Consider the following 19,466-nt stretch of genomic DNA (forward strand, 5'->3'; position numbering starts at 1 on the left):
TAGCGTGCTTGGGCTATACGGACGACTAGGAGAGGATTATGCGTAAAGCTAAAATTTACCGTTACTGCCTTCCCATGGATAGTGGCGTAATACTGCGTGATAACAAATTGACCGAGCGTGTCGGTTACGTTATTGAGTTAACTGATGGTGAGCAGGTTGGCCTTGGTGAAGTGGCCCCTCTTGTAGGGTTTAGCCACGAAACCAGCGATGAGGCGGGTATGCAGCTTCAGGACCAGGCTGAACGTTGGGTTGCCGGATTGCCGATTGATTACGCCAATATGGTGCCGTCGGTTGCTTTCGGCTTATCAATGGCTCAGCTTGAATTAGCTGGAGAGTTGCCTCGAGATGGTCAATATCAAGCAGCGCCACTTTGTACTGGTGATCCTGACGAACTGATTCCAAAATTGAACGAGATGGAAGGGGACAAAGTCGCCAAGATCAAAGTAGGGCTTTATGAGCCTATTCGCGATGGTATGTTGGTGAACCTGTTTCTGGAATCCATTCCTCAGCTCACTTTGCGACTTGATGCTAATCGAGCGTGGACACCAGAAAAAGCTCAGCAGTTCGCCAAGTATGTAACACCATCGTTGCGTCAACGGATCTCATTCTTAGAGGAGCCTTGCCGTTCGCCGGGCGATAGCCTATCGTTCGCTATTAACACTGGCATTGCGATCGCTTGGGATGAAACCCTACAGGATGCGTCTCGCCGAGAAGATTTCCGTCTCGAAGATCTAACCGGCGTAAAAGCTATCATCATTAAGCCGACTCTGATTGGCTCCGTTGATTTTTGTATTAAGCTAATCGAAAAAGCAAAGTCTCTGGGCATGAAAGCGGTGATCAGTTCAAGTATCGAATCCAGCTTAGGATTGACTCAACTTGCACGTTTTGCGAAATGGCAACTTCCTGATGAAGTTCCGGGATTAGACACCATCGGACTGTTTAAATCACAGTTAGAGCAAGGTTGGCCAGAGTGTGAACTTCCAATTGCTCCTCTCGCTGAGCAGGAATTAGTGTGGCAATCAGCGTAGAGCCATTCGCGACAGAAAATAGCGCGATTGCACCTTGGAATTACTGGGCTCAGACGAGCCCATTTTCTACTGCATTAGTGACTCCAGAAGAGTCCTTAACCTGGCAGCAGCTTGAATCTCGTATTGAAGATTATGCTCACTATTTGCGGGAGCAAGGAGTAGGATGCGGAAGTGTTGTTACGCTCGTCGGCAAGAATCAAGCTGAGACGGTGTTGATATATCTGGCGGCACAACAGATAGGCGCTATTGCGGCATTAACTATGCCACAGCCGTTCGAGGCTCTTAACGGCAAGTTGCACACTTTGTACCAGCCAAAACAGCCGCGTTTCATGTGGTTTACCGAAGAGGTATTGGCCTCTTATTGTAAACAAGATCAAACCGCTCTGAACGGCACATTACTGACCTGTCCCAATAATACATCTCAACCATTAAACGCCAAGCAAGAGAGCGGTTATCGCCATGACAATGCGGCGTCGATTGTCTTCACTTCCGGCTCAACTGGTGTACCGAAAGCCGTGGTGCATACTCATCGACAACATTACGCCTCAGCACAAGGTTTGCTGAGTGAGTTTACGTTCATTCAGCAGGATACTTGGTTGTTGTCACTGCCTCTTTATCACGTGTCTGGGCTGGCGATTATGTATCGTTGGTTGTTTGCTGGTGCAACGCTGAAGGTTGGTGATGGTCAGTTGGCAGAGGATATTTTAGGTGTCTCTCATGCCTCACTAGTGCCTACACAACTTAAACGATTATTGGATGACAAGGCAGAGCTGTCTTTGTCTCATGTCTTGCTGGGTGGGAGCCATGTCGATCATGAGTTGGCTTTGCGTGCAGCAAGTCAGGGGATTGAAACCTGGCTGGGTTACGGCATGACAGAAGCGGCGTCTACAGTGACAGCAAAGCAAATCGACAAAACCAGCAATGCTGGCCACGTGCTCCAAAATCGCGACATCAAGATAGTGGATGGCCGTATTTTTATCGGTGGGCAAACCTTAGCATCTGGCTATTTTTTCCAGGGTGACATTACGCCGTTGGTGGACGAATCAGGTTGGTTTGACAGCAAGGATTTAGGAGAGTGGCAGGGCAATGAGCTGAAGATTATTGGTCGGGCTGATAATCAGTTTATCTCTGGTGGTGAAAACATTCATTGCGAAGAGATAGAGGCGGTTCTGAACCAGATCGAGACTGTGGTGCAAAGTATTGTGGTGCCCGTTGAAGATAAGGAGTTCGGTTATCGACCTGTAGCGGTGATTCAAACCGACCAGTTGATGAGTTCAGAGTACTACGAACATTTTCTGCAGGCCAAACTTGAGAAGTTCAAGTGGCCAATCGCGTATCACTCGATGCCAAAGACATTATTAGCGGGTGGAATAAAGGTCTCTCGCAAAGCGGTAAAAGAGTGGCTGCAGGGGAATTGACCAATCTTAAGTAAGGTTAGTCAATTTTGCTATGTGTTAGTCAGAAAGGGAATTTTGTATCCTTATAACACTGAATCATAATTACGCTTCATTCTAGAGAATAAAAGCATAAGGTTCAGTATGGTCAAGACTGCGTTAGTAGCGGCAGTTCTGCTACAAATAGGCATCTCACTCAACAGTGAAGGGTTAGCACGCTCTTTAGCTGAACTGACCGCATTTCTTATCGCGATCGCTTTAGTTTTTATTCATAAGCAACGAAGTGATCGTGCGTCAGGCAGAACTGAGTCAGAAAGCGTTTGATTAATACTTTCTACGGTTGATTGGCTCAGTGAATCAATAGCCATATCAGTGATGATACGGAAACTAAAACCCACAAACTGACACCAAACAGCAATGGCTTAGCACCAGCAGACTTCAGCTTGGAAACAGAAATACTGCATCCTATCAAGAATAAGCACACCACCAATGCCTGCTTGGCAACGGTAAAGATACCGTGATAGAGCATCTCGAATTGAGGTAAAAAGTCACTGAACGCGATGGCCGCGCAATACCAAAAAATAAAGTAAGGAATCGCAATCTTACTTGAACCATCTTCTCCATTATCTCGCGAGAAAATCACAGCACTAATTAATGCAACCGGAATGATCCAAAGCGCGCGAGCTAATTTGAGGGTCGTTGCTGTGGTAAGCGCTTCCTCACCATAAGCCGATGCGGCACCGACCACAGAAGAGGTATCATGAATGGCAATGGCTGCCCATGTGCCAAACGTATGTTGGTCTAGTTCCAGCGCATGGCCAATTACGGGGAATACGAATAGGGCGACCGAGTTTAGGACGAAGACAGTTGCCAGTGCCAAACCAATCTGTTCATCTTTGGCTCTGATCGCGGGCGCAACGGCGGCGATAGCACTGCCACCACAAATAGCAGTGCCAGAAGAAATTAAATACGCCGTCGTTGTTTCAAGTTTGATGGCTTTGGCAATGAGCGAACCGATCACCAATGTACCAAGTATGGTTGCGATGATTAGACCGATACCATCAGACGTAACCGCCAGAGCCTGATCGAAATTAATCCCAAACCCTAAACCGATAATGGAATAAGAAAGTAGCTTTTTGGTGAAAGACGCGATAGGCAGTTCGCCTGGCACAAAGCCAAAGCTAGCGAGTAGAAAGCCAATAACCAGCGCGATAGGTGAGGATACAAAAGGGGTCAGGCAAAACAGCAGCGCTAATCCAAAAAGAAGATACTTTTTATTCAAGGTTTATTATTCGTTATTGTTTGTGAAAGTGTGAGTATATCGCATCACTTATGGTCAGTTTGTCTTAATGATTTGAACACATGTTCAGTTATCCTAAACATGTGTTCAAATGAATAGATTCAATGGGGCTTATCAGCGCCAATCACCGCGTAATTCTCGCACCTTCTCAAACATCAATTGAGCCGTTGCGTCGTTTGGCTGGACTGGCGAGCCTGCTTCTATTTCCAGCTTCGACCAGAATCTGGTTGGAAGCCCTTTGCAGGCTCTGCCTTTGCATCGGCTAAAGTAGCTACCCCAAAGCCCTTTTAATGCTACTGGAATAACAGGGACTGGACTGCGGCGCAGAATAATATCAATACCGCGCATGAACTCTTGGATCTCTCCGTCAGAGGTCAGCTTACCTTCCGGGAAAATACACACGATATCGCCTTCGGCTAATGCTTGTTCGACGTCATTGAACGCTCTTCGGATTGAATTTCGATTACTGGCTGAAATAGGTATCACACCCGTTCGGCGCAAGAAGCCGCGTATCGGCGTCAGGTTGGCGTAATCTTCTTCCATTACAAAGCGAATTAGGCGAGGGCATACCGCACTTAAAAGTAATGCGTCCATATAACTGACGTGATTACACACAATCAAGGCACCGCCGCTTTCTGGCAAATGATGCAGGTTCTTGTGTTTGACTCGGTAAATAGTGTGAGTCAGCATCCAAACAACAAAACGGACGACGAAGATAGGTACCTGCATAAATAGGTACACAGTGACAAGGAGGTTGAGTACTGCAAGTAACGCAAACAACTGCGGAATCGTCATTTCAATCACGCTTAAGCAGACAATACCTAACACCGCGCTACCGACCATAAAGAACGAGTTAAAGATGTTGAGCCCAGCAATGACCTGAGCACGTTCGGTTTCTTTTGCTCGGTGCTGCATTAACGCGTAAAGAGGAACAATGAATAACCCGCCTGATGCACCAATCATCAATAGGTAGAAAAACAGAAGCCAGTAATCCTGGAAGGCGATGAATTCACTAAAAGTTTGAAATTGAGGTAAGTCGCCTGGAATCGAGGTCGCCATCAAGTAACCGAATATTGTGATACCCAGCGCGCCAATTGGCACGATGCCGACTTCAATTCGGTGATTGGAAATCCAGTTACAAAGCAATGACCCAAGCGCAATACCGATTGAAAAGAGGGCAAGTAAGAAGGAAACCGCGCTTTCTGTGCCGTTCAGATACACTTTCGTAAAGTTTGGAAATTGGGTCAGGTAAGCAGCACCCAGGAACCAGAACCAACTGATCGCCATAATACACTGAAAGACCACCCGATCAGACTTACAGATCGAGAGAGTGTGCTTAGTTTGTTGATATGGTTGCCAGCGGAAGGTCAGGTTCGGTGCACTAGCGGCCGAAAATGGGATAAAACGACTCGATAAATAACCGAGCAGCGCAAATAGCACCACACAAAATGCCGCGAGGTATTTGGCATTCTCTGATGAGGCAATAATGCCGGCTCCCAGCGTCCCAATCAGAATCGCGATAAAGGTACCGGCTTCGACTAAGGCGTTACCCGGAACCAATTCTTTGTCATTCAGGTTTTGTGGCAGCAGAGCGTACTTTACCGGGCCAAAAAATGCGGACTGAGTGCCCATCAAAAACAGCAGCAGTAATAACACGCCATAACTTTCGGTAACAAAGCCAATGGCGCCTAAAGCCATTATCGCAATTTCAAATAACTTTACCTTGCGGATAAACCAGGACTTTTCGTACTTGTCTGCTAACACACCTGCTGAGGCTGAAAACAGAAAGAAAGGAAGAATGAATAAACCCGCGGCTAAATTGATGAACAGGTTGCTGGAAATAGGTAAGGCACCCGCACCAGCAAAGGCGACAAAAAGCAGTAAAACGTTCTTAAAAATGTTGTCATTGAAAGCGCCGAAAAACTGAGTAATGAAATAAGGCAGGAACTTTCTTTGTCTAAGTAAGGAGGGATGTCTGTCCGATGACATGTCGAATCCTTTATTACCAGTTATTGAGGTAGTTAGATAGCAGGTTACTTATTAAAACTTTACCGTCCACTGGTTCACTCGAGAAAAATTTATCGTCTACGCTGAGTAGGGTAATGCCATGTACTCCAGACCACAACACACGACTGGCTTGAATTACTTCAGAGTCTGTGCGGTGAGGCGCAATTTCCGCGAGAAGTGACTCTAATATCCCCGTCATACCATCAATGCGTTTTGCTTGCCATTCAGGGAGTTCTGCGCCGTTCATGTTATGCTCAAAGACCAACTGCCAGCGATAAGGATGCTTAAGGGCAAAATCGTGGTAACAATAGGCCAGTTCAAACAGTGCTTCGTTTGCGTTTTTACAATCACTTGTCGCTTTTCTTGACTCCTGGGATAACTCATCCAGAGTCTGAGCAACAACATGTAAAAGTAGTAAGTTGTAGTTACCGAAAATGTTAACTAATGTACTTGGCACGTAACCGATCATGTTAGCGATCTTACGAAGACTAAGCTCGTGATAAGAGTTCTCTTCTAAAAAATCTTTAACGGTTGCTAAGGTTAGGTTTATTAACTCTTCTCTGGTGTGATCGTTTCTGCGCGCCATACTTCAAACTGCTTTATTGAACATTGTTCAATATGATAGTCGGCTAGTTATTCACCGTCAATAAATCCTGTATCCAAATGAGCATAACAAGAGGTGGATTTGTCTGTTGTTACTGATACTTGCATAAGAAATGATCAGCGAGTGTAACTTTGGCAATATTCTGATACATGTCAGACGGGTTAGATTGTTTTAATGAGCATGCATACGGAGTATGATGATTCAACACTCATCTTTGACGTGCCACTATCTGAACACTAGAAATGATGATTCAGTTGGGCACATTCTTGGATAACTATCGTCAATTGTAAGGATAACGATGAAACGCATATTTTCGATTGTTGCTCTGCTAATGTTCACCGTTGCTGTAACACCTATTGCAGAAGCGAAAAAGTTTGGTGGTGGTAAGTCTTTTGGTAAGAGCTACAAGACTGCGCCTGCGCCAACACAGAAGCAAACAACAAACACGAGTACCGTCGGTAAAGATCAAACCGCCAAATCTTCGAGCAAGAAAGGCTTGATGGGTGGTTTACTCGGAGGTCTTTTAGCTGGTGGCCTTCTGGCAGCATTCTTTGGTGGTGCTTTTGAAGGTATCCAATTTATGGATATCCTTATTATTGGCTTGATTGCCTTCCTGATCTTTAAACTGATGCGAGGCATGTTGGCTGCGAAGCAGGGCAGTATGAATCAGCATCGTCAGCAGCCTGCATTTGGTGGTAACAGCTCGAAGTTCGAACAGCCGAACACACAAAATTTTGAGCAGCAGCCAAACGTAAATGCTGGTGGTTTTGGTGGCTTCGGTGCGCAAACTGATGTTCCACATAACTTTCCACCGGGCTTTGATCAGGCAGGTTTTGTGAATGGTGCTCGCGAACACTACCGAATTCTACAAGGTGCGTGGAACCATAACCAGCTAGAAACGATTGAAGAATATGTTTCTCCGAGCTTACTTGATGATCTAAAAGCAGAGCGCGCGAAACTGGATGGCGAACAGCACACTGATGTGATGTACGTTGATGCAGAGATTGTTCGTGCGGATTACGACGCAAACAAAGCTGAGCTTAGCTTGCAGTTTAGTGGCCGTTACCGCGATGCTGTCGAAGGTATCGAAGAAGATATCACTGATATCTGGCACCTTGAACGTGATCTAACTGTACCTAACGCACCTTGGCTGATTGTTGGTATTCAAGGTTAATCTTCAACAGCGTTCAATTTAGTATCAATAAAATCCCGCTTTTATAGCGGGATTTTTTGTACCTGAAAGTTACCATTAAATTTTGGTGGGTAGTCTAGTAATGCCAGCCTAGTAATGCCAGCACCAGAAAACTCTCATTGATGTGTTTGGTTACACTTGGTGTTAGCCACGTTATGCCTAGTAATGCGATAAACTCGTTACTGCAATTTACACCTTGTTCTCAATGCTTTTTCTCGCTCAATAACTTGCTGTTATTTTGGACTATGGGTATTAGCCATAGGGGGATAAATAACCGTCTGTTACTTTGTATTTAGCTGTGTTGAAGGAGCTCAGTATCTGAATGAGCAGTGAGAAGGTGAATGAAGGGAAATAACGTTTATAAGTCTGTAGGTTAACGAAGGGCAAAACGAAAAAAGCCAGCTCAATGAGCTGGCTTTTCAATATGGTGGAGGGGGACGGATTCGAACCATCGAAGGCAGTGCCGGCAGATTTACAGTCTGCTCCCTTTGGCCACTCGGGAACCCCTCCAGGGTGTTTTATACTTAAAAGATGATTTCCCAACACATCGTTCAAGTTGTTCTAACGTTTAAAAGGAATAAACGTCAGAAAAAATATGGTGGAGGGGGACGGATTCGAACCATCGAAGGCAGTGCCGGCAGATTTACAGTCTGCTCCCTTTGGCCACTCGGGAACCCCTCCAGGGTATTTTTATACTTAAAAGATGATTTCCCAACACATCGTTCAAGTTTGTCTAATGTTTAAAAGGAATAAACACCAGAAGAATATGGTGGAGGGGGACGGATTCGAACCATCGAAGGCAGTGCCGGCAGATTTACAGTCTGCTCCCTTTGGCCACTCGGGAACCCCTCCAGGGTGTTTTTATACTTAAAAGATGATTTCCCAACACATCGTTCAAGTTGTTCTAATGTTTAAAAGGAATAAACATCAGAAGAATATGGTGGAGGGGGACGGATTCGAACCATCGAAGGCAGTGCCGGCAGATTTACAGTCTGCTCCCTTTGGCCACTCGGGAACCCCTCCAGGGTGTTTTATACTTAAAAGATGATTTCCCAACACATCGTTCAAGTTGTTCTAACGTTTAAAAGGAATAAACATCAGAAGAAATATGGTGGAGGGGGACGGATTCGAACCATCGAAGGCAGTGCCGGCAGATTTACAGTCTGCTCCCTTTGGCCACTCGGGAACCCCTCCAGGGTATTTTTATACTTAGAAGCTGTTTTCCCAACTCATCTCCCAAGTGCGGAGCGAATCATAGCAAACTCGCTCCGACTGTAAAGTATTTTTCTTGCGTTTATACGTCGAATGCTGTCTTTTTATGCAAAGATGCTAGAAAGTCAGCGTTTTGTTTGTCATTTATACAGAATAAATCCTCATTTCTTCCGGAATTTACACTACTTGACGTTGAGGCTCGTAACTATTGATAAACTGTATGAAGTTTAATGACCTAAGTTTATTCGCTAATTGACTAAGAATATGAATATGAAAGCCACTTTATCCTTATCTGTTTTAACGCTTTCTCTATTATTGGCATCGCAAACTACTTTAGCAGCGCAGCGCGGCCCAACTGCTGTTACGGTTGTGACTGAGCAAGTAGAAACGCATGAAATCAATCAGTCTTTATCTCTTATTGGTAAATTAGAAGCTGCAGAGTCTGTAGTTGTTGCTTCTGAGGTTTCCGGAAAAGTCGAGCAAATTGCCGTAAAAGCGAATCAGAATGTCCAACAAGGGCAATTGTTGATTAAGTTAAATGATGACAAAGCAAGAGCAGCGCTTGTTGAGGCTCAGGCATACCTTAAAGATGAGCAACGTAAGCTCAAAGAGTTTCAGCGATTAGTCGCACGAAATGCAATTACGCCGACGGAAATTGATGCTCAGAAAGCCAGTGTTCAAATTGCAGATGCTCGCTTAGATGCTGCAAAAGCTAACCTTGCCGATCTCCATATTGCAGCACCATTCTCCGGGACTGTTGGATTTATTGATTTCAGCCGAGGAAAAATGGTCAGTGCGGGTACTGAACTTTTAACGCTGGATGATCTTTCGGTGATGGAATTAGACCTACAGGTACCAGAACGATACTTGTCGAAGCTTTCTGTTGGTATGGAAGTCCAAGCCAAGACAAGCGCATGGGGTGATCAAACTTTTATCGGTAAAGTGACAGGTATTGATACTCGTATTAGCACAGCGACATTGAATTTACGTGTTCGTATTCAGTTTGATAATCCGGAAAATCGCTTGAAGCCGGGAATGCTGGTGAATGCATCTTTAGCGTTTCCAGCGATTGAAGCGCCGATTATCCCAGTACAGGCATTGGAATATTCTGGTACCAAGCGATACGTATACGTCATTGATGAAAACAACAAAGCCACACGTACAGAGGTGCTGCTTGGCGCTCGCGTGGACAACGAAGTTGTGATTGAGTCAGGCGTAAAAGTCGGTGACAAGATCGTGGTGCAAGGCATCGTTAACATGCGTGATGGTGTTCAGGTCGAAGAAATCGTCGCTCCGCTCAAGTCGCCAAAAATGACGTCTACTAATCAGAGCAACGATTCGGATAAGGAAGAAAACTAATGTTACTTTCTGACATTTCCGTAAAACGCCCTATCGCGTCATTGGTATTGAGTATGCTGCTTTGCGTGTTTGGCTTTGTGTCATTCAGCAAGCTTTCTGTACGCGAAATGCCAGATATCGAAAGCCCTGTCGTGTCAATTACGACACGTTACGAAGGGGCTTCCGCCACAATCATCGAGAGCCAGATTACGTCGGTTCTCGAAGATCAGCTTTCCGGCATCAGTGGCATAGATGAGATCAGTTCAACAACACGTAACAGCTCCTCACGAATCACCATCACTTTTGACCTCGGGTATGATCTCAACACTGGCGTCAGCGATGTGCGTGATGCGGTTGCCCGAGCTCAGCGTTCATTACCTGACGAAGCAGATGACCCAATTGTTTATAAGAACAATGGTTCTGGCGAGGCTTCTCTTTATATCAACCTTAGTTCGTCAGAAATGGATCGCACCCAGCTGACGGATTATGCAGAGCGCGTGTTGATGGATCGCTTCAGTTTGATTTCTGGGGTGAGTTCCATCGATCTTTCTGGTGGTTTGTACAAAGTGATGTACGTAAAGCTAAAACCAGATCTTATGGCTGGTCGAGCGGTGACGGCTTCGGATATTACCACCGCATTGCGTAATGAAAACCTCGAGAGTCCGGGTGGGGAAGTGCGAAATGATTCTACCGTCATGTCGGTACGCACTGCACGAACCTATAAAACGCCAGAAGACTTTCAGTACCTAGTTGTTAAGCGCGCGAGTAATGGTACGCCAATTTACCTTAAAGATGTTGCAGATGTCTTTATCGGCGCAGAAAACGAAAACTCGACGTTTAAAAGTGATGGTGTGGTAAACATCAGTTTAGGAGTAGTGCCTCAGTCGGATGCTAACCCGCTGGAGGTGGCTGAACGCGTTCGCTCTGAAGTGGATAATATCCAGAAATTCTTACCGGAAGGTACTCGCCTTGCGATTGACTATGATGCGACGGTGTTTATCGAGCGCTCGATAGAAGAAGTGTATAGCACGCTGTTTATTACTGGCGGTCTGGTGATTCTGGTGCTGTATATCTTTATTGGTCAAGCTCGAGCGACGTTAATACCAGCCGTGACGGTGCCAGTCTCGTTGATCTCGTCTTTCATCGCCGCGTATTACTTCGGTTTCTCTATCAACTTGATCACGCTAATGGCATTGATTCTATCTATCGGTCTGGTGGTCGATGACGCCATTGTGGTCGTGGAGAATATCTTCCACCACATAGAGCGGGGAGAGTCTCCGTTGCTTGCCGCCTATAAAGGGACTCGAGAAGTTGGCTTTGCGGTTGTCGCCACTACGTTCGTTCTGGTGATGGTATTCCTGCCAATCTCCTTTATGGATGGCATGGTTGGCTTGCTGTTTACCGAATTTTCAGTATTGCTGGCGATGTCGGTAATTTTCTCTTCGCTGATAGCACTGACGTTGACGCCAGTATTGGGCAGTCAGATTCTAAAAGCGAACGTCAAACCAAATCGTTTCAATGAAACCGTCGATCGAATGTTTGCCAAACTTGAGGCTGGTTATCGCGGTGCATTAAAAGGCGCGTTAAAAGTGCGTTGGATTGCGCCTTTGGTTATCTTAGCTTGTATGGGCGGAAGCTATGTTCTGATGAATCAGGTTCCTGCGCAGTTGACACCGCAAGAAGACAGGGGCGTGATTTTTGCCTTTGTTCGTGGTGCCGATGCGACTTCGTACAACCGAATGTCCGCGAACATGGATATTGTCGAAGACCGACTAATGCCTTTATTAGGACAAGGGTTCCTCAAATCATTCAGTATCCAAACCCCGGCATTTGGAGGTCAGGCGGGTGACCAAACGGGTTTTGTCATCATGATTCTGGAAGATTGGAACGAGCGAAACATCACTGCTCAACAGGCTTTAGGTCAAGTGCGTGGCGCGTTAGCCGGAATTCCTGACGTGCGTGTGTTCCCATTCATGCCTGGTTTCCGCGGCGGATCAAGCGAACCCGTTCAGTTTGTGTTGGGCGGCTCAGATTATGATGAGCTGCTGGTCTGGGCTGAAGCACTGAAAAACAAAGCGGAAGAGTCACCAATGATGGAAGGCGCAGAGATTGATTACTCTGAGAAGACGCCTGAACTATTAGTGACCGTCGATAGACAGCGTGCAGCGGAACTCGGTGTCAGCGTGAAAGACATCTCTGATACGCTTGAAATTATGTTAGGCGGTAAAAGTGAGACAACGTATGTCGATCGCGGCGAAGAATACGACGTGTATCTGCGCGGTGACGAGAATAGCTTTAACAATGCGGCAGATCTAAGCCAGATCTACTTGCGCACCAATAGTGGTGAGCTAGTGACGCTTGATACGGTTACCAAAATAGAGGAGGTGGCCGCTTCCATTCGTCTGTCTCACTACAACAAGCAAAAATCAATCACCATTACGGCAAACTTGTCAGAAGGCTACACCTTAGGTGAAGCGCTGAACTTCCTTGACCAAGAAGCGATTGATTCTCTACCGGGTGATATCTCAGTAAGTTACTCTGGCGAGTCAAAAGACTTTAAAGAGAATCAGTCCAGCGTAGCGGTTGTTTTTGCACTGGCCTTGCTGGTTGCCTATCTCGTACTGGCGGCTCAGTTTGAGAGTTTCGTCAACCCATTGGTGGTGATGTTTACCGTTCCAATGGGGGTATTTGGTGGCTTCTTAGGCTTAATCGTAATGAGCCAGGGCATGAACATTTACAGCCAGATTGGTATGGTCATGTTGATCGGTATGGTAACGAAAAATGGTATTTTGATCGTTGAATTCGCTAACCAGCTTCGTGACCGTGGGGTTGAGTTTGAAAAAGCCATCATTGATGCAGCGGCTCGCCGTTTGCGTCCAATCTTGATGACGGCATTTACTACTCTAGCTGGTGCTATCCCATTGATTTCGTCAACAGGGGCGGGTTATGAAAGCCGAGTCGCCGTTGGTACGGTGATTTTCTTTGGTATGGGCTTCGCGACAATGGTTACTCTATTCGTTATTCCGGCAATGTACCGATTGATTGCAGCGAATACGCGCGCACCAGGTCATGTTGAAGCGGAACTCAATAAAGCATTGAGTCAGGACACCAAAGGGCGTATTGCTCACCCTTAGAAAGACTAAGTTGTTGATGACAAGAAGCATCGATTGATTTTCCATTCGGTGCTTTTTTGTTTTGTCTAAACCCGTTTTGCGTATGACGCAATGGCGTTTTTGGCAACTTGGCGTTACCCTGTGTGACGATTCATTTTTACAATAATAGTACTTGTTGTTCTCGCTTTAGCGCTGGATGAGATTACGCTACGCCAACATATGCCGACAGCAGCAAGTAAAATAGTCGAGAAGGAAAGTAAAGTGGCTGAATTTAAATACAAAAATCTTACGCAAGAAGAGCAAGATAAACTTGATGCAGCGACATTCCGTCGTCTTTTAGCCCACTTGGATGCAAATAAAGACGTACAGAATATTGACTTAATGATCCTCGCGGGCTTCTGCCGTAACTGCTTTAGCAAGTGGTACACCGCAGAGGCAGAAAAACTGGGTGTCGACTTAGACATCGATGATGCTCGTGAGCGTGTTTACGGTATGACTTACGATGAGTGGAAGCAAAACCACCAACCAGCAGCGACACCAGAGCAGCTAGCGGCTTTTGAAGCGCGTCAGAAAAAATAGTGCTATAAACGGACATTTATAGATAACAGCCCGCGTCGTGCGGGCTGTTTTGTTTTTCCTATCTCGTTGTTTAGAATCTCTAGGCAACGACCGGCTCACAGCATGCAGGCTCAACACAGCCTTTCGCCTGAATAATTTCGAGCTGGGTTAGATAAGGCTGAATATCGCCGATGTTTGCCTTAACCCATTCCATATTGAAGTAAGTATCCAAGTAGCGGTCACCAGAATCACACAGCAGGGTCACGATAGATCCCGTCTCACCACGCAGCTTCATCTCACAAGCAAGCTGAAGCACCGCATACAGGTTGGTTCCCGTAGAAGCACCTACCTTGCGACCGATCAAGTGAGAAACCCAGTGTGCGGTAGCTACGCTTGCCGTATCTGGTATTTTGCGCATTTCATCGACCACGCCAGCGATAAAGCTAGGCTCTACCCGAGGGCGACCAATGCCTTCAATTTTGCTTCCGCTCTCGCACTTCAAATCCGAATTCCCGGACTGGAAAGCTTCATAGAACACCGAATTTTCAGGGTCAGCAACGCACAATTTCGTCTCATATTTTTGGTAACGGATAAATCGACCTATGGTTGCCGATGTGCCACCCGTACCCGGACTCATTACCACCCAACTTGGAATGGGATGGTCTTCTAATTTCATTTGGCTAAAGATCGAGTTTGCAATGTTATTGTTCCCACGCCAGTCAGTTGCACGTTCCGCATAGGTGAACTGATCCATGTAGTGTCCGTTTAACTCTTTTGCGAGACGTCGGGACTCGTCATAGATTTGATCTGAGCGTTCGACTAAATGGGCTTTACCACCATAAAACTCGATTTGTTCTATTTTTTTTCGGGCCGTACTTTTTGGCATAACGGCAATAAATGGCAGGCCAAGCAGACGCGCGAAGTAGGCTTCAGATACAGCAGTGCTTCCTGAAGAGGCTTCAATGACGGTAGTCTCAGGGCCAATCCAGCCATTGCAAATCGCATATAGGAAAAGAGAACGCGCTAAACGGTGTTTTAATGAACCAGTAGGGTGTGTGCTCTCATCTTTCAAGTAGATATCGATACCATCAAGAGAAGGAAGGTCGAGTTTAAACAGATGAGTGTCTGCAGAGCGTTGAAAATCCGCTTCAATTTTACGTACTGCATTATTGATCCACTGGTGGTCAGTACACATAGCGTCTCTCCTTGGAAGTGATAAATTAGGTTTTGTTTAAAAATAATTTACCTATAACCTGGGAGAAAAACTTTGCTATATTTGTTTGATGATGATTATTTTGTAGAAATAAATTCTCTTGAAAATAGGTTTTATGGAAAATAATTTAGATAAAATTGACAAGCAGTTACTTGCTTTACTCCAGACCGACGGAACACTGTCTTTAAACGAATTGGCTGAACGGGTTAACCTCACCACAACGCCATGTTGGAAGCGCCTTAAGAAACTGGAGGACGACGGGTTCATTGAAAAGCGAGTTGCGCTGTTAAGTGCGGAAAAACTGGATCTGTCGTTCATTGCGTTTGTGCAACTTAAGACCATCGATCACTCTGAAGAGTGGTATCACCATTTTGTCACTACTGTGAGTGATTTCCCCGAAGTCATGGAATTCTATCGAATGGCGGGTGAGTACGATTACATGATGAAAGTGCTGGTCAAAGACATGAAGTGCTTTGATAAGTTTTATAAGCGTTTGGTGAATAGTGTGAAAGGGCTTTCAAATGTGACCTCTACGTTTGCCATGGAGTCGATCAAGTACACCACAGAGCTCCCGATTGGCCGTATTTAATCAACGGCAACCCGTTACTAAAAAGGAGCGCGAGCCGCTCCTTTGTCGTATTTAAAAGCCAATCTATTTCGTGTAACGCATCACGCCTTCTTGAACCGCTGTTGCGACCAGGTGACCTTGTTGGTTGTAGATTTCTCCGCGAACCAGTCCACGAGTGTGGCTTGCGGTTGGGCTTTCTATAGCGTAAAGCAACCATTCATCCATCTTAAACGGGCGATGGAACCAGATAGAGTGGTCGATGGTTGCCACCTGGAAGTTTGGTGTCATTAAAGAAACACCATGTGGATGTAACGCAGTGACTAGGAAGCCCCAATCCGATGCGTACGCCAACAAGTACTGGTGGATCAGCTGGTTGTCTGGCATCTCACCATTAGCGCGAATCCAAAGGTATTGTTTAGGTTCGGCTTTGGTGGGCTTTAGCGGATTGATCACCGTAACTGGTCGCGTCTCAATCGGCTTTTCACCACAAAACGTTTTACGCAGCCGTTCAGGCAGATATTCCGCAATATGGCTTGCCAGCTCGCTTTCGGAAGGAAAGTTTTCTGGCCCCGGAATATCAGGCATGGTTTTCTGATGGTCGAATCCAGGTTGATCGCCATGATAGGAAGCCGTCAGGTAGAAAATAGGGCGACCATTTTGAATTGCTTTAACTCGGCGGGTACTAAAACTACGCCCATCGCGCAGGTTTTCCACGTCGTAAATAATCGGTTTTTCAGAATCGCCCGGATAGAGAAAGTAGCTATGAAATGAGTGTACAGTGCGTGTCTCTTCTACGGTGTAACGAGCGGCAGAAAGTGCCTGTCCAATCACCTGACCACCATACACTTGAGGTAAACCTAAGTTCTCGCTTTGTCCGCGGAACAAGCCTTCTTCTAATTGTTCGAGTTGTAGCAGGCTGAGCAACTCTCTTAGTGGTTTACTCATTGTGTCTCCTCACCGTGTGTGTTGAACATCAAGTTAACCCATTTCCCACAGGTCTGTGAAGTGGATCTTAAACTACTAAGAGTATACCTTGTAACAAATATGAAACAAAATCAAATGGTTGGTATCTCTTGAGTTCGTCAAACTATTGTTAAATCAAGTAACTAATCAAAGACAGCCTCGTGATTCGGCCGTATACTTACCTTGGCTTAATATTCATCCTGAGGAATATATGAAAAAAACACTATTGCTTGTTACATCTTTATTTTTTGGTGCTGCTCTTGTGGGTTGCCAAACTTCTCAAACAACAGAAGTGGATTCTGCTGAGGTGTCAATGAAGACCATTACAGGTACAGTGGCTTACCGTGAACGTATTGCTTTACCGCCAAACGCTTTGGTTAGCGTATCTCTAGAAGATGTGTCTCTGGCGGATGCACCATCAAAAGTGATCGCGAAGCAAACCTTTAATACTGAAGGTAAACAAGTTCCTATTGCTTTTGAACTTAGCTACGACAGCAATGAAATTCAAGCGAAGCACAGATACAGCGTTCGTGCTCGTATTGAAGTTGACGGTAAGTTGCGTTTCATCAGCGATACCCATCACGCGGTTATTACTGATGAAGCACAAACTCATCAGGTAGACATCCGATTGGTTGGTGTTCGTTAATTTACGTTCGATAAAAGAACCAAGCGAACAAAAGATGGCAGCTTTAGTTAAGGCTGCCATTTGTATTTTCTGAGCGATACTTTTCCAATTTCAGACACTTCTATCCCTTCTGCCTCAAGCTTGGCTTTTTGCCTATCCAGATCCCGACCTTTTAATGAAATCTTGCCTTGGCTGTTGATGACTCTAAACCATGGGAGTTTGCTGCCTTCAGGTAAGTTACCTAATGCTCTACCAACATGCCGAGCGTAGCCGGGATAACCTGCCATTTTTGCGATCTCCCCGTAAGTTGAGACTTTCCCAGATGGAATTTGGTGAATCACAGCAAAGATTTGCGCTAAGAATTGGTCCATACTCAAAGTGTCCGTTGTGGATTGCCAAGGAATGGTAATACAGACGGCCAGTATTTCGCCATTAGTTATTGACGTGTGTAGCACCCCAGTTTTTCGCGTTTGAACGCCGTTACATTTTCGCAGCGCAGTAACGATATTGGTGAACTCTGTGAGATTCAAAATGATGTCTAGACCCACTTAACGATGAACGAGTTCGTGCCTTATTTGTCGTTGAGTTCCAAAGTTGGTGGGGAAGCCAGGAGGCGCTATGATTTTTTCTACAATCCAGTTTTTTATCACGATTCTACTCGCGGTAGTGTGTGCCAGAGCAATGAGTTTAAGTGGCGGTGAGCTCCCTGTTCTCGCTCTCATGATCCCTGCATTATGGCTACTCCCTCAAGGCGGACTAGCGGGTTTGGTGCTGCTTGGCGCTATGATGGCATACGGAGCCACACTCTCGATGCAGCCCATTGCGTTATCAATTGGGGTGTTAATTCTATTCCCACTGTTAATGGTAGTGTTCTCTCATCGTAGTTCTCTTGGTGTATTGCTCACCACCGGGTTAATTGTATTGACTTTGCAAGTCGGCATTATGGTCACTCAGCAGGGTGGAAAATTGGCAGGTTCAGCATCAGTAACCGTTGTGCAGACGCTTGCTGTCATCGTCATGTGGTGGGCAATTACTCATTGGAAGGCTTCGAATAAGCACAGCTGGTGGCCATTGCTGTTGTTATTACCACTGTGGGTGGCAGATTTAACCTATGCCGCATTGGTTGCACTCTGTCTGACCGGTATGCTTGCCTCCATGGAGACACTGACAAAGATAAAGCAATCCATTCACTGGAGTAAGCTGCTTTGTTGGACGCTTCCGACAGTTGGTTTTGCCGCATTGGTTGTCAGCCCTGCGACCGATGTGCCTAAGCCCGTTTTTGTTGTTTGGATCTGTTTATTGGGTACGGCGTGGATGACGGATTACATCCTGCGCAGTGGTGATGAGCAAGCAGAGCTGTAAGTTCTCAGTAGATCCTAGATTGACCGAGTTTTGTTCAAACGATCGCTAATTGGTGAAATTAAAGGTTTTTGCCCTTGCATTATGAGGTCCGATACTGAATAATCGCCCCATCGTTTGAGGCAAGTCCTCAACAAAAGAATTATGGGGCTCTGGTCCTCTCGCAACAATAGCTCGTGAACTCGGTCAGGTCCGGAAGGAAGCAGCCGCAGCGTGTGACTTGTGTGCCGGGATGTGGCTGGGGTCCCACCCATTGTGAAGCCTGCAATATATGTTCGCATAAATTGCAGGCTTTCTTCATATTTGCACCATAAGTCTTCATAGTCTATTTTTTTGTTGTAGGTTTACAACAACAGTGATTTTGCTATGTTCGACCAAACCAAGAAGTCATCTCACGTACACAACATCTGTAAGTTCATGAGCTTGAAGAATGATGCTGTTGTTCGAACGCTCTCTATTTTAGAGTTCGACTTTTGTTTCCATCTCGAATATAACCCCGACGTAGAAAAATACCTTTCTCAACCACATGGTTATCATTACCAGTTCAACAATCGTAAATGTCGTTACACTCCTGATTTTTTAGTCTTTGATCGCCAAGAACGTTCTTCATTTATTGAGATCAAGCATTCTAGCCAAATTCTGAAACCTGACTTTAGAGCAAGGTTTGCGGAAAAACAGCGTGTTGCACGAGAAGAGCATGATAAACGTCTAATTTTAATCACCGAGAAACAAATCAGAATCAACCCAATATTCAATAATCTGAAGCTCTTGCATCGATACTCAGGTCTTCATTCGGTGACCAAAGTACAAAAAAGCGTATTAGGTTATATTCAACGTAAGCAAAGAGTAAAACTGTATGAAGTGTCTGAATACCTTGGGTTATCTGAGCATGAAACATTAACATCGGCACTTTGCTGGCTGTCATCGGGTAAGGTTAAGACGGATTTTAAAAGTGCTGATTTTAGCTTAAATAGTTATGTTTGGTGCTAATG

17 protein-coding genes, 5 tRNA genes and 1 other RNA gene are annotated in these 19,466 nt (G+C 45.5%); 12 read left to right on the top strand and 11 right to left on the bottom strand.

From position 1 onward, the window contains the following. The first annotated feature begins 38 nt into the window (after positions 1 to 38). From menC to VER99_RS04460, 3 genes are all read left to right on the top strand, one after another. Positions 39 to 1,028, top strand: a complete 990-nt coding sequence (gene menC / locus VER99_RS04450) for an o-succinylbenzoate synthase (protein ID WP_020336155.1) — start codon at positions 39 to 41, stop codon at positions 1,026 to 1,028. After that, positions 1,013 to 2,446 carry an o-succinylbenzoate--CoA ligase gene (menE, locus tag VER99_RS04455; protein ID WP_020336156.1) on the top strand — a complete coding sequence of 478 codons (1,434 nt, stop codon included), beginning with the start codon at positions 1,013 to 1,015 and terminating at the stop codon, positions 2,444 to 2,446. The genes menC and menE overlap by 16 nt, the downstream gene beginning before the upstream one ends. Before the next feature lie 120 nt (positions 2,447 to 2,566). Next, positions 2,567 to 2,746, top strand: a complete 180-nt coding sequence (locus VER99_RS04460; protein ID WP_020336157.1) for a hypothetical protein — start codon at positions 2,567 to 2,569, stop codon at positions 2,744 to 2,746. A gap of 25 nt (positions 2,747 to 2,771) precedes the next feature. On the opposite strand, the gene VER99_RS04465 is transcribed toward VER99_RS04460, so the two are convergent. The 3 genes from VER99_RS04465 to VER99_RS04475 all read right to left on the bottom strand — a co-directional run bounded on the left by VER99_RS04465 (position 2,772) and on the right by VER99_RS04475 (position 6,315). Next, complete coding sequence (locus VER99_RS04465; RefSeq protein ID WP_020336158.1) at positions 2,772 to 3,704, bottom strand: YeiH family protein; 933 nt, start codon at positions 3,702 to 3,704, stop codon at positions 2,772 to 2,774. A gap of 132 nt (positions 3,705 to 3,836) precedes the next feature. Then, positions 3,837 to 5,711, bottom strand: a complete 1,875-nt coding sequence (locus tag VER99_RS04470) for an MFS transporter (protein ID WP_020336159.1) — start codon at positions 5,709 to 5,711, stop codon at positions 3,837 to 3,839. Between the two features lie 13 nt (positions 5,712 to 5,724). Continuing rightward, on the bottom strand, positions 5,725 to 6,315 hold the full coding sequence (locus VER99_RS04475) for a TetR/AcrR family transcriptional regulator (RefSeq protein WP_014231240.1): 591 nt from the start codon (positions 6,313 to 6,315) through the stop codon (positions 5,725 to 5,727). Between the two features lie 316 nt (positions 6,316 to 6,631). Between VER99_RS04475 and VER99_RS04480 the strand changes: the two genes are divergently transcribed. Then, positions 6,632 to 7,507 carry a Tim44 domain-containing protein gene (locus tag VER99_RS04480; protein ID WP_020336160.1) on the top strand — a complete coding sequence of 292 codons (876 nt, stop codon included), beginning with the start codon at positions 6,632 to 6,634 and terminating at the stop codon, positions 7,505 to 7,507. 443 nt (positions 7,508 to 7,950) lie between these two features. On the opposite strand, the gene VER99_RS04485 is transcribed toward VER99_RS04480, so the two are convergent. The 5 genes from VER99_RS04485 to VER99_RS04505 form a co-directional block, all read right to left on the bottom strand. Further along, positions 7,951 to 8,035, bottom strand: a tRNA-Tyr gene (locus VER99_RS04485). An 86-nt stretch (positions 8,036 to 8,121) separates the two neighbouring features. Then, positions 8,122 to 8,206, bottom strand: a tRNA-Tyr gene (locus tag VER99_RS04490). An 86-nt stretch (positions 8,207 to 8,292) separates the two neighbouring features. Next, positions 8,293 to 8,377 (bottom strand) — tRNA-Tyr (locus VER99_RS04495). Positions 8,378 to 8,463: 86 nt separating this feature from the next. Continuing rightward, positions 8,464 to 8,548, bottom strand: a tRNA-Tyr gene (locus tag VER99_RS04500). Between the two features lie 86 nt (positions 8,549 to 8,634). Then, positions 8,635 to 8,719: transfer RNA gene (locus VER99_RS04505), tRNA-Tyr, on the bottom strand. 282 nt (positions 8,720 to 9,001) lie between these two features. On the opposite strand from VER99_RS04505, the gene VER99_RS04510 reads away from it, so the two are divergent. From VER99_RS04510 to VER99_RS04520, 3 genes are all read left to right on the top strand, one after another. Then, positions 9,002 to 10,096, top strand: coding sequence for an efflux RND transporter periplasmic adaptor subunit (locus VER99_RS04510; RefSeq protein WP_024372700.1), 1,095 nt, complete (start codon positions 9,002 to 9,004; stop codon positions 10,094 to 10,096). Further along, positions 10,096 to 13,209, top strand: a complete 3,114-nt coding sequence (vmeF, locus tag VER99_RS04515) for a multidrug efflux RND transporter permease subunit VmeF (protein ID WP_020336162.1) — start codon at positions 10,096 to 10,098, stop codon at positions 13,207 to 13,209. The genes VER99_RS04510 and vmeF overlap by 1 nt, the downstream gene beginning before the upstream one ends. 240 nt (positions 13,210 to 13,449) lie before the next feature. Next, on the top strand, positions 13,450 to 13,767 hold the full coding sequence (locus VER99_RS04520) for a DUF1244 domain-containing protein (protein ID WP_014231244.1): 318 nt from the start codon (positions 13,450 to 13,452) through the stop codon (positions 13,765 to 13,767). A gap of 79 nt (positions 13,768 to 13,846) precedes the next feature. Here the strand turns inward: VER99_RS04520 and VER99_RS04525 are convergent, their stop codons facing one another. Next, the gene (locus VER99_RS04525; protein ID WP_024372701.1) at positions 13,847 to 14,941 is read right to left on the bottom strand and encodes a PLP-dependent cysteine synthase family protein; all 1,095 of its coding nucleotides are present in this window, start codon (positions 14,939 to 14,941) and stop codon (positions 13,847 to 13,849) included. Positions 14,942 to 15,074: 133 nt separating this feature from the next. Here VER99_RS04525 and VER99_RS04530 point away from each other — a divergent pair, with 133 nt between their 5' ends. Beyond that, positions 15,075 to 15,548 carry an Lrp/AsnC family transcriptional regulator gene (locus tag VER99_RS04530; RefSeq protein WP_014231246.1) on the top strand — a complete coding sequence of 158 codons (474 nt, stop codon included), beginning with the start codon at positions 15,075 to 15,077 and terminating at the stop codon, positions 15,546 to 15,548. Positions 15,549 to 15,611: 63 nt separating this feature from the next. Here VER99_RS04530 and tesB read toward each other — a convergent pair whose 3' ends face one another. Then, positions 15,612 to 16,472 carry an acyl-CoA thioesterase II gene (gene tesB / locus VER99_RS04535; RefSeq protein WP_020332800.1) on the bottom strand — a complete coding sequence of 287 codons (861 nt, stop codon included), beginning with the start codon at positions 16,470 to 16,472 and terminating at the stop codon, positions 15,612 to 15,614. A gap of 229 nt (positions 16,473 to 16,701) precedes the next feature. Here tesB and VER99_RS04540 point away from each other — a divergent pair, with 229 nt between their 5' ends. Further along, positions 16,702 to 17,136, top strand: a complete 435-nt coding sequence (locus tag VER99_RS04540; RefSeq protein ID WP_020332801.1) for a YbaY family lipoprotein — start codon at positions 16,702 to 16,704, stop codon at positions 17,134 to 17,136. A 47-nt stretch (positions 17,137 to 17,183) separates the two neighbouring features. On the opposite strand, the gene VER99_RS04545 is transcribed toward VER99_RS04540, so the two are convergent. Beyond that, complete coding sequence (locus tag VER99_RS04545; protein WP_024372702.1) at positions 17,184 to 17,486, bottom strand: DNA base-flipping protein; 303 nt, start codon at positions 17,484 to 17,486, stop codon at positions 17,184 to 17,186. Positions 17,487 to 17,733: 247 nt separating this feature from the next. Here VER99_RS04545 and VER99_RS04550 point away from each other — a divergent pair, with 247 nt between their 5' ends. The 3 genes from VER99_RS04550 (at position 17,734) to VER99_RS04560 (ending at position 19,464) form a co-directional block, all read left to right on the top strand. Next, complete coding sequence (locus VER99_RS04550) at positions 17,734 to 18,477, top strand: VP0952 family biofilm-associated protein (RefSeq protein WP_014231250.1); 744 nt, start codon at positions 17,734 to 17,736, stop codon at positions 18,475 to 18,477. 147 nt (positions 18,478 to 18,624) lie between these two features. Next, positions 18,625 to 18,721, top strand: an RNA gene (ffs, locus tag VER99_RS04555) — signal recognition particle sRNA small type. Positions 18,722 to 18,840: 119 nt separating this feature from the next. Then, a complete protein-coding gene (locus tag VER99_RS04560) occupies positions 18,841 to 19,464 on the top strand; it encodes a TnsA endonuclease N-terminal domain-containing protein (RefSeq protein ID WP_020332803.1) in 624 nt (207 codons plus the stop codon). The last annotated feature ends 2 nt before the right edge of the window (positions 19,465 to 19,466 follow it).

The organism is Vibrio natriegens NBRC 15636 = ATCC 14048 = DSM 759 (genome assembly GCF_035621455.1).
In the GTDB taxonomy this organism is placed as follows: domain Bacteria; phylum Pseudomonadota; class Gammaproteobacteria; order Enterobacterales; family Vibrionaceae; genus Vibrio; species Vibrio natriegens.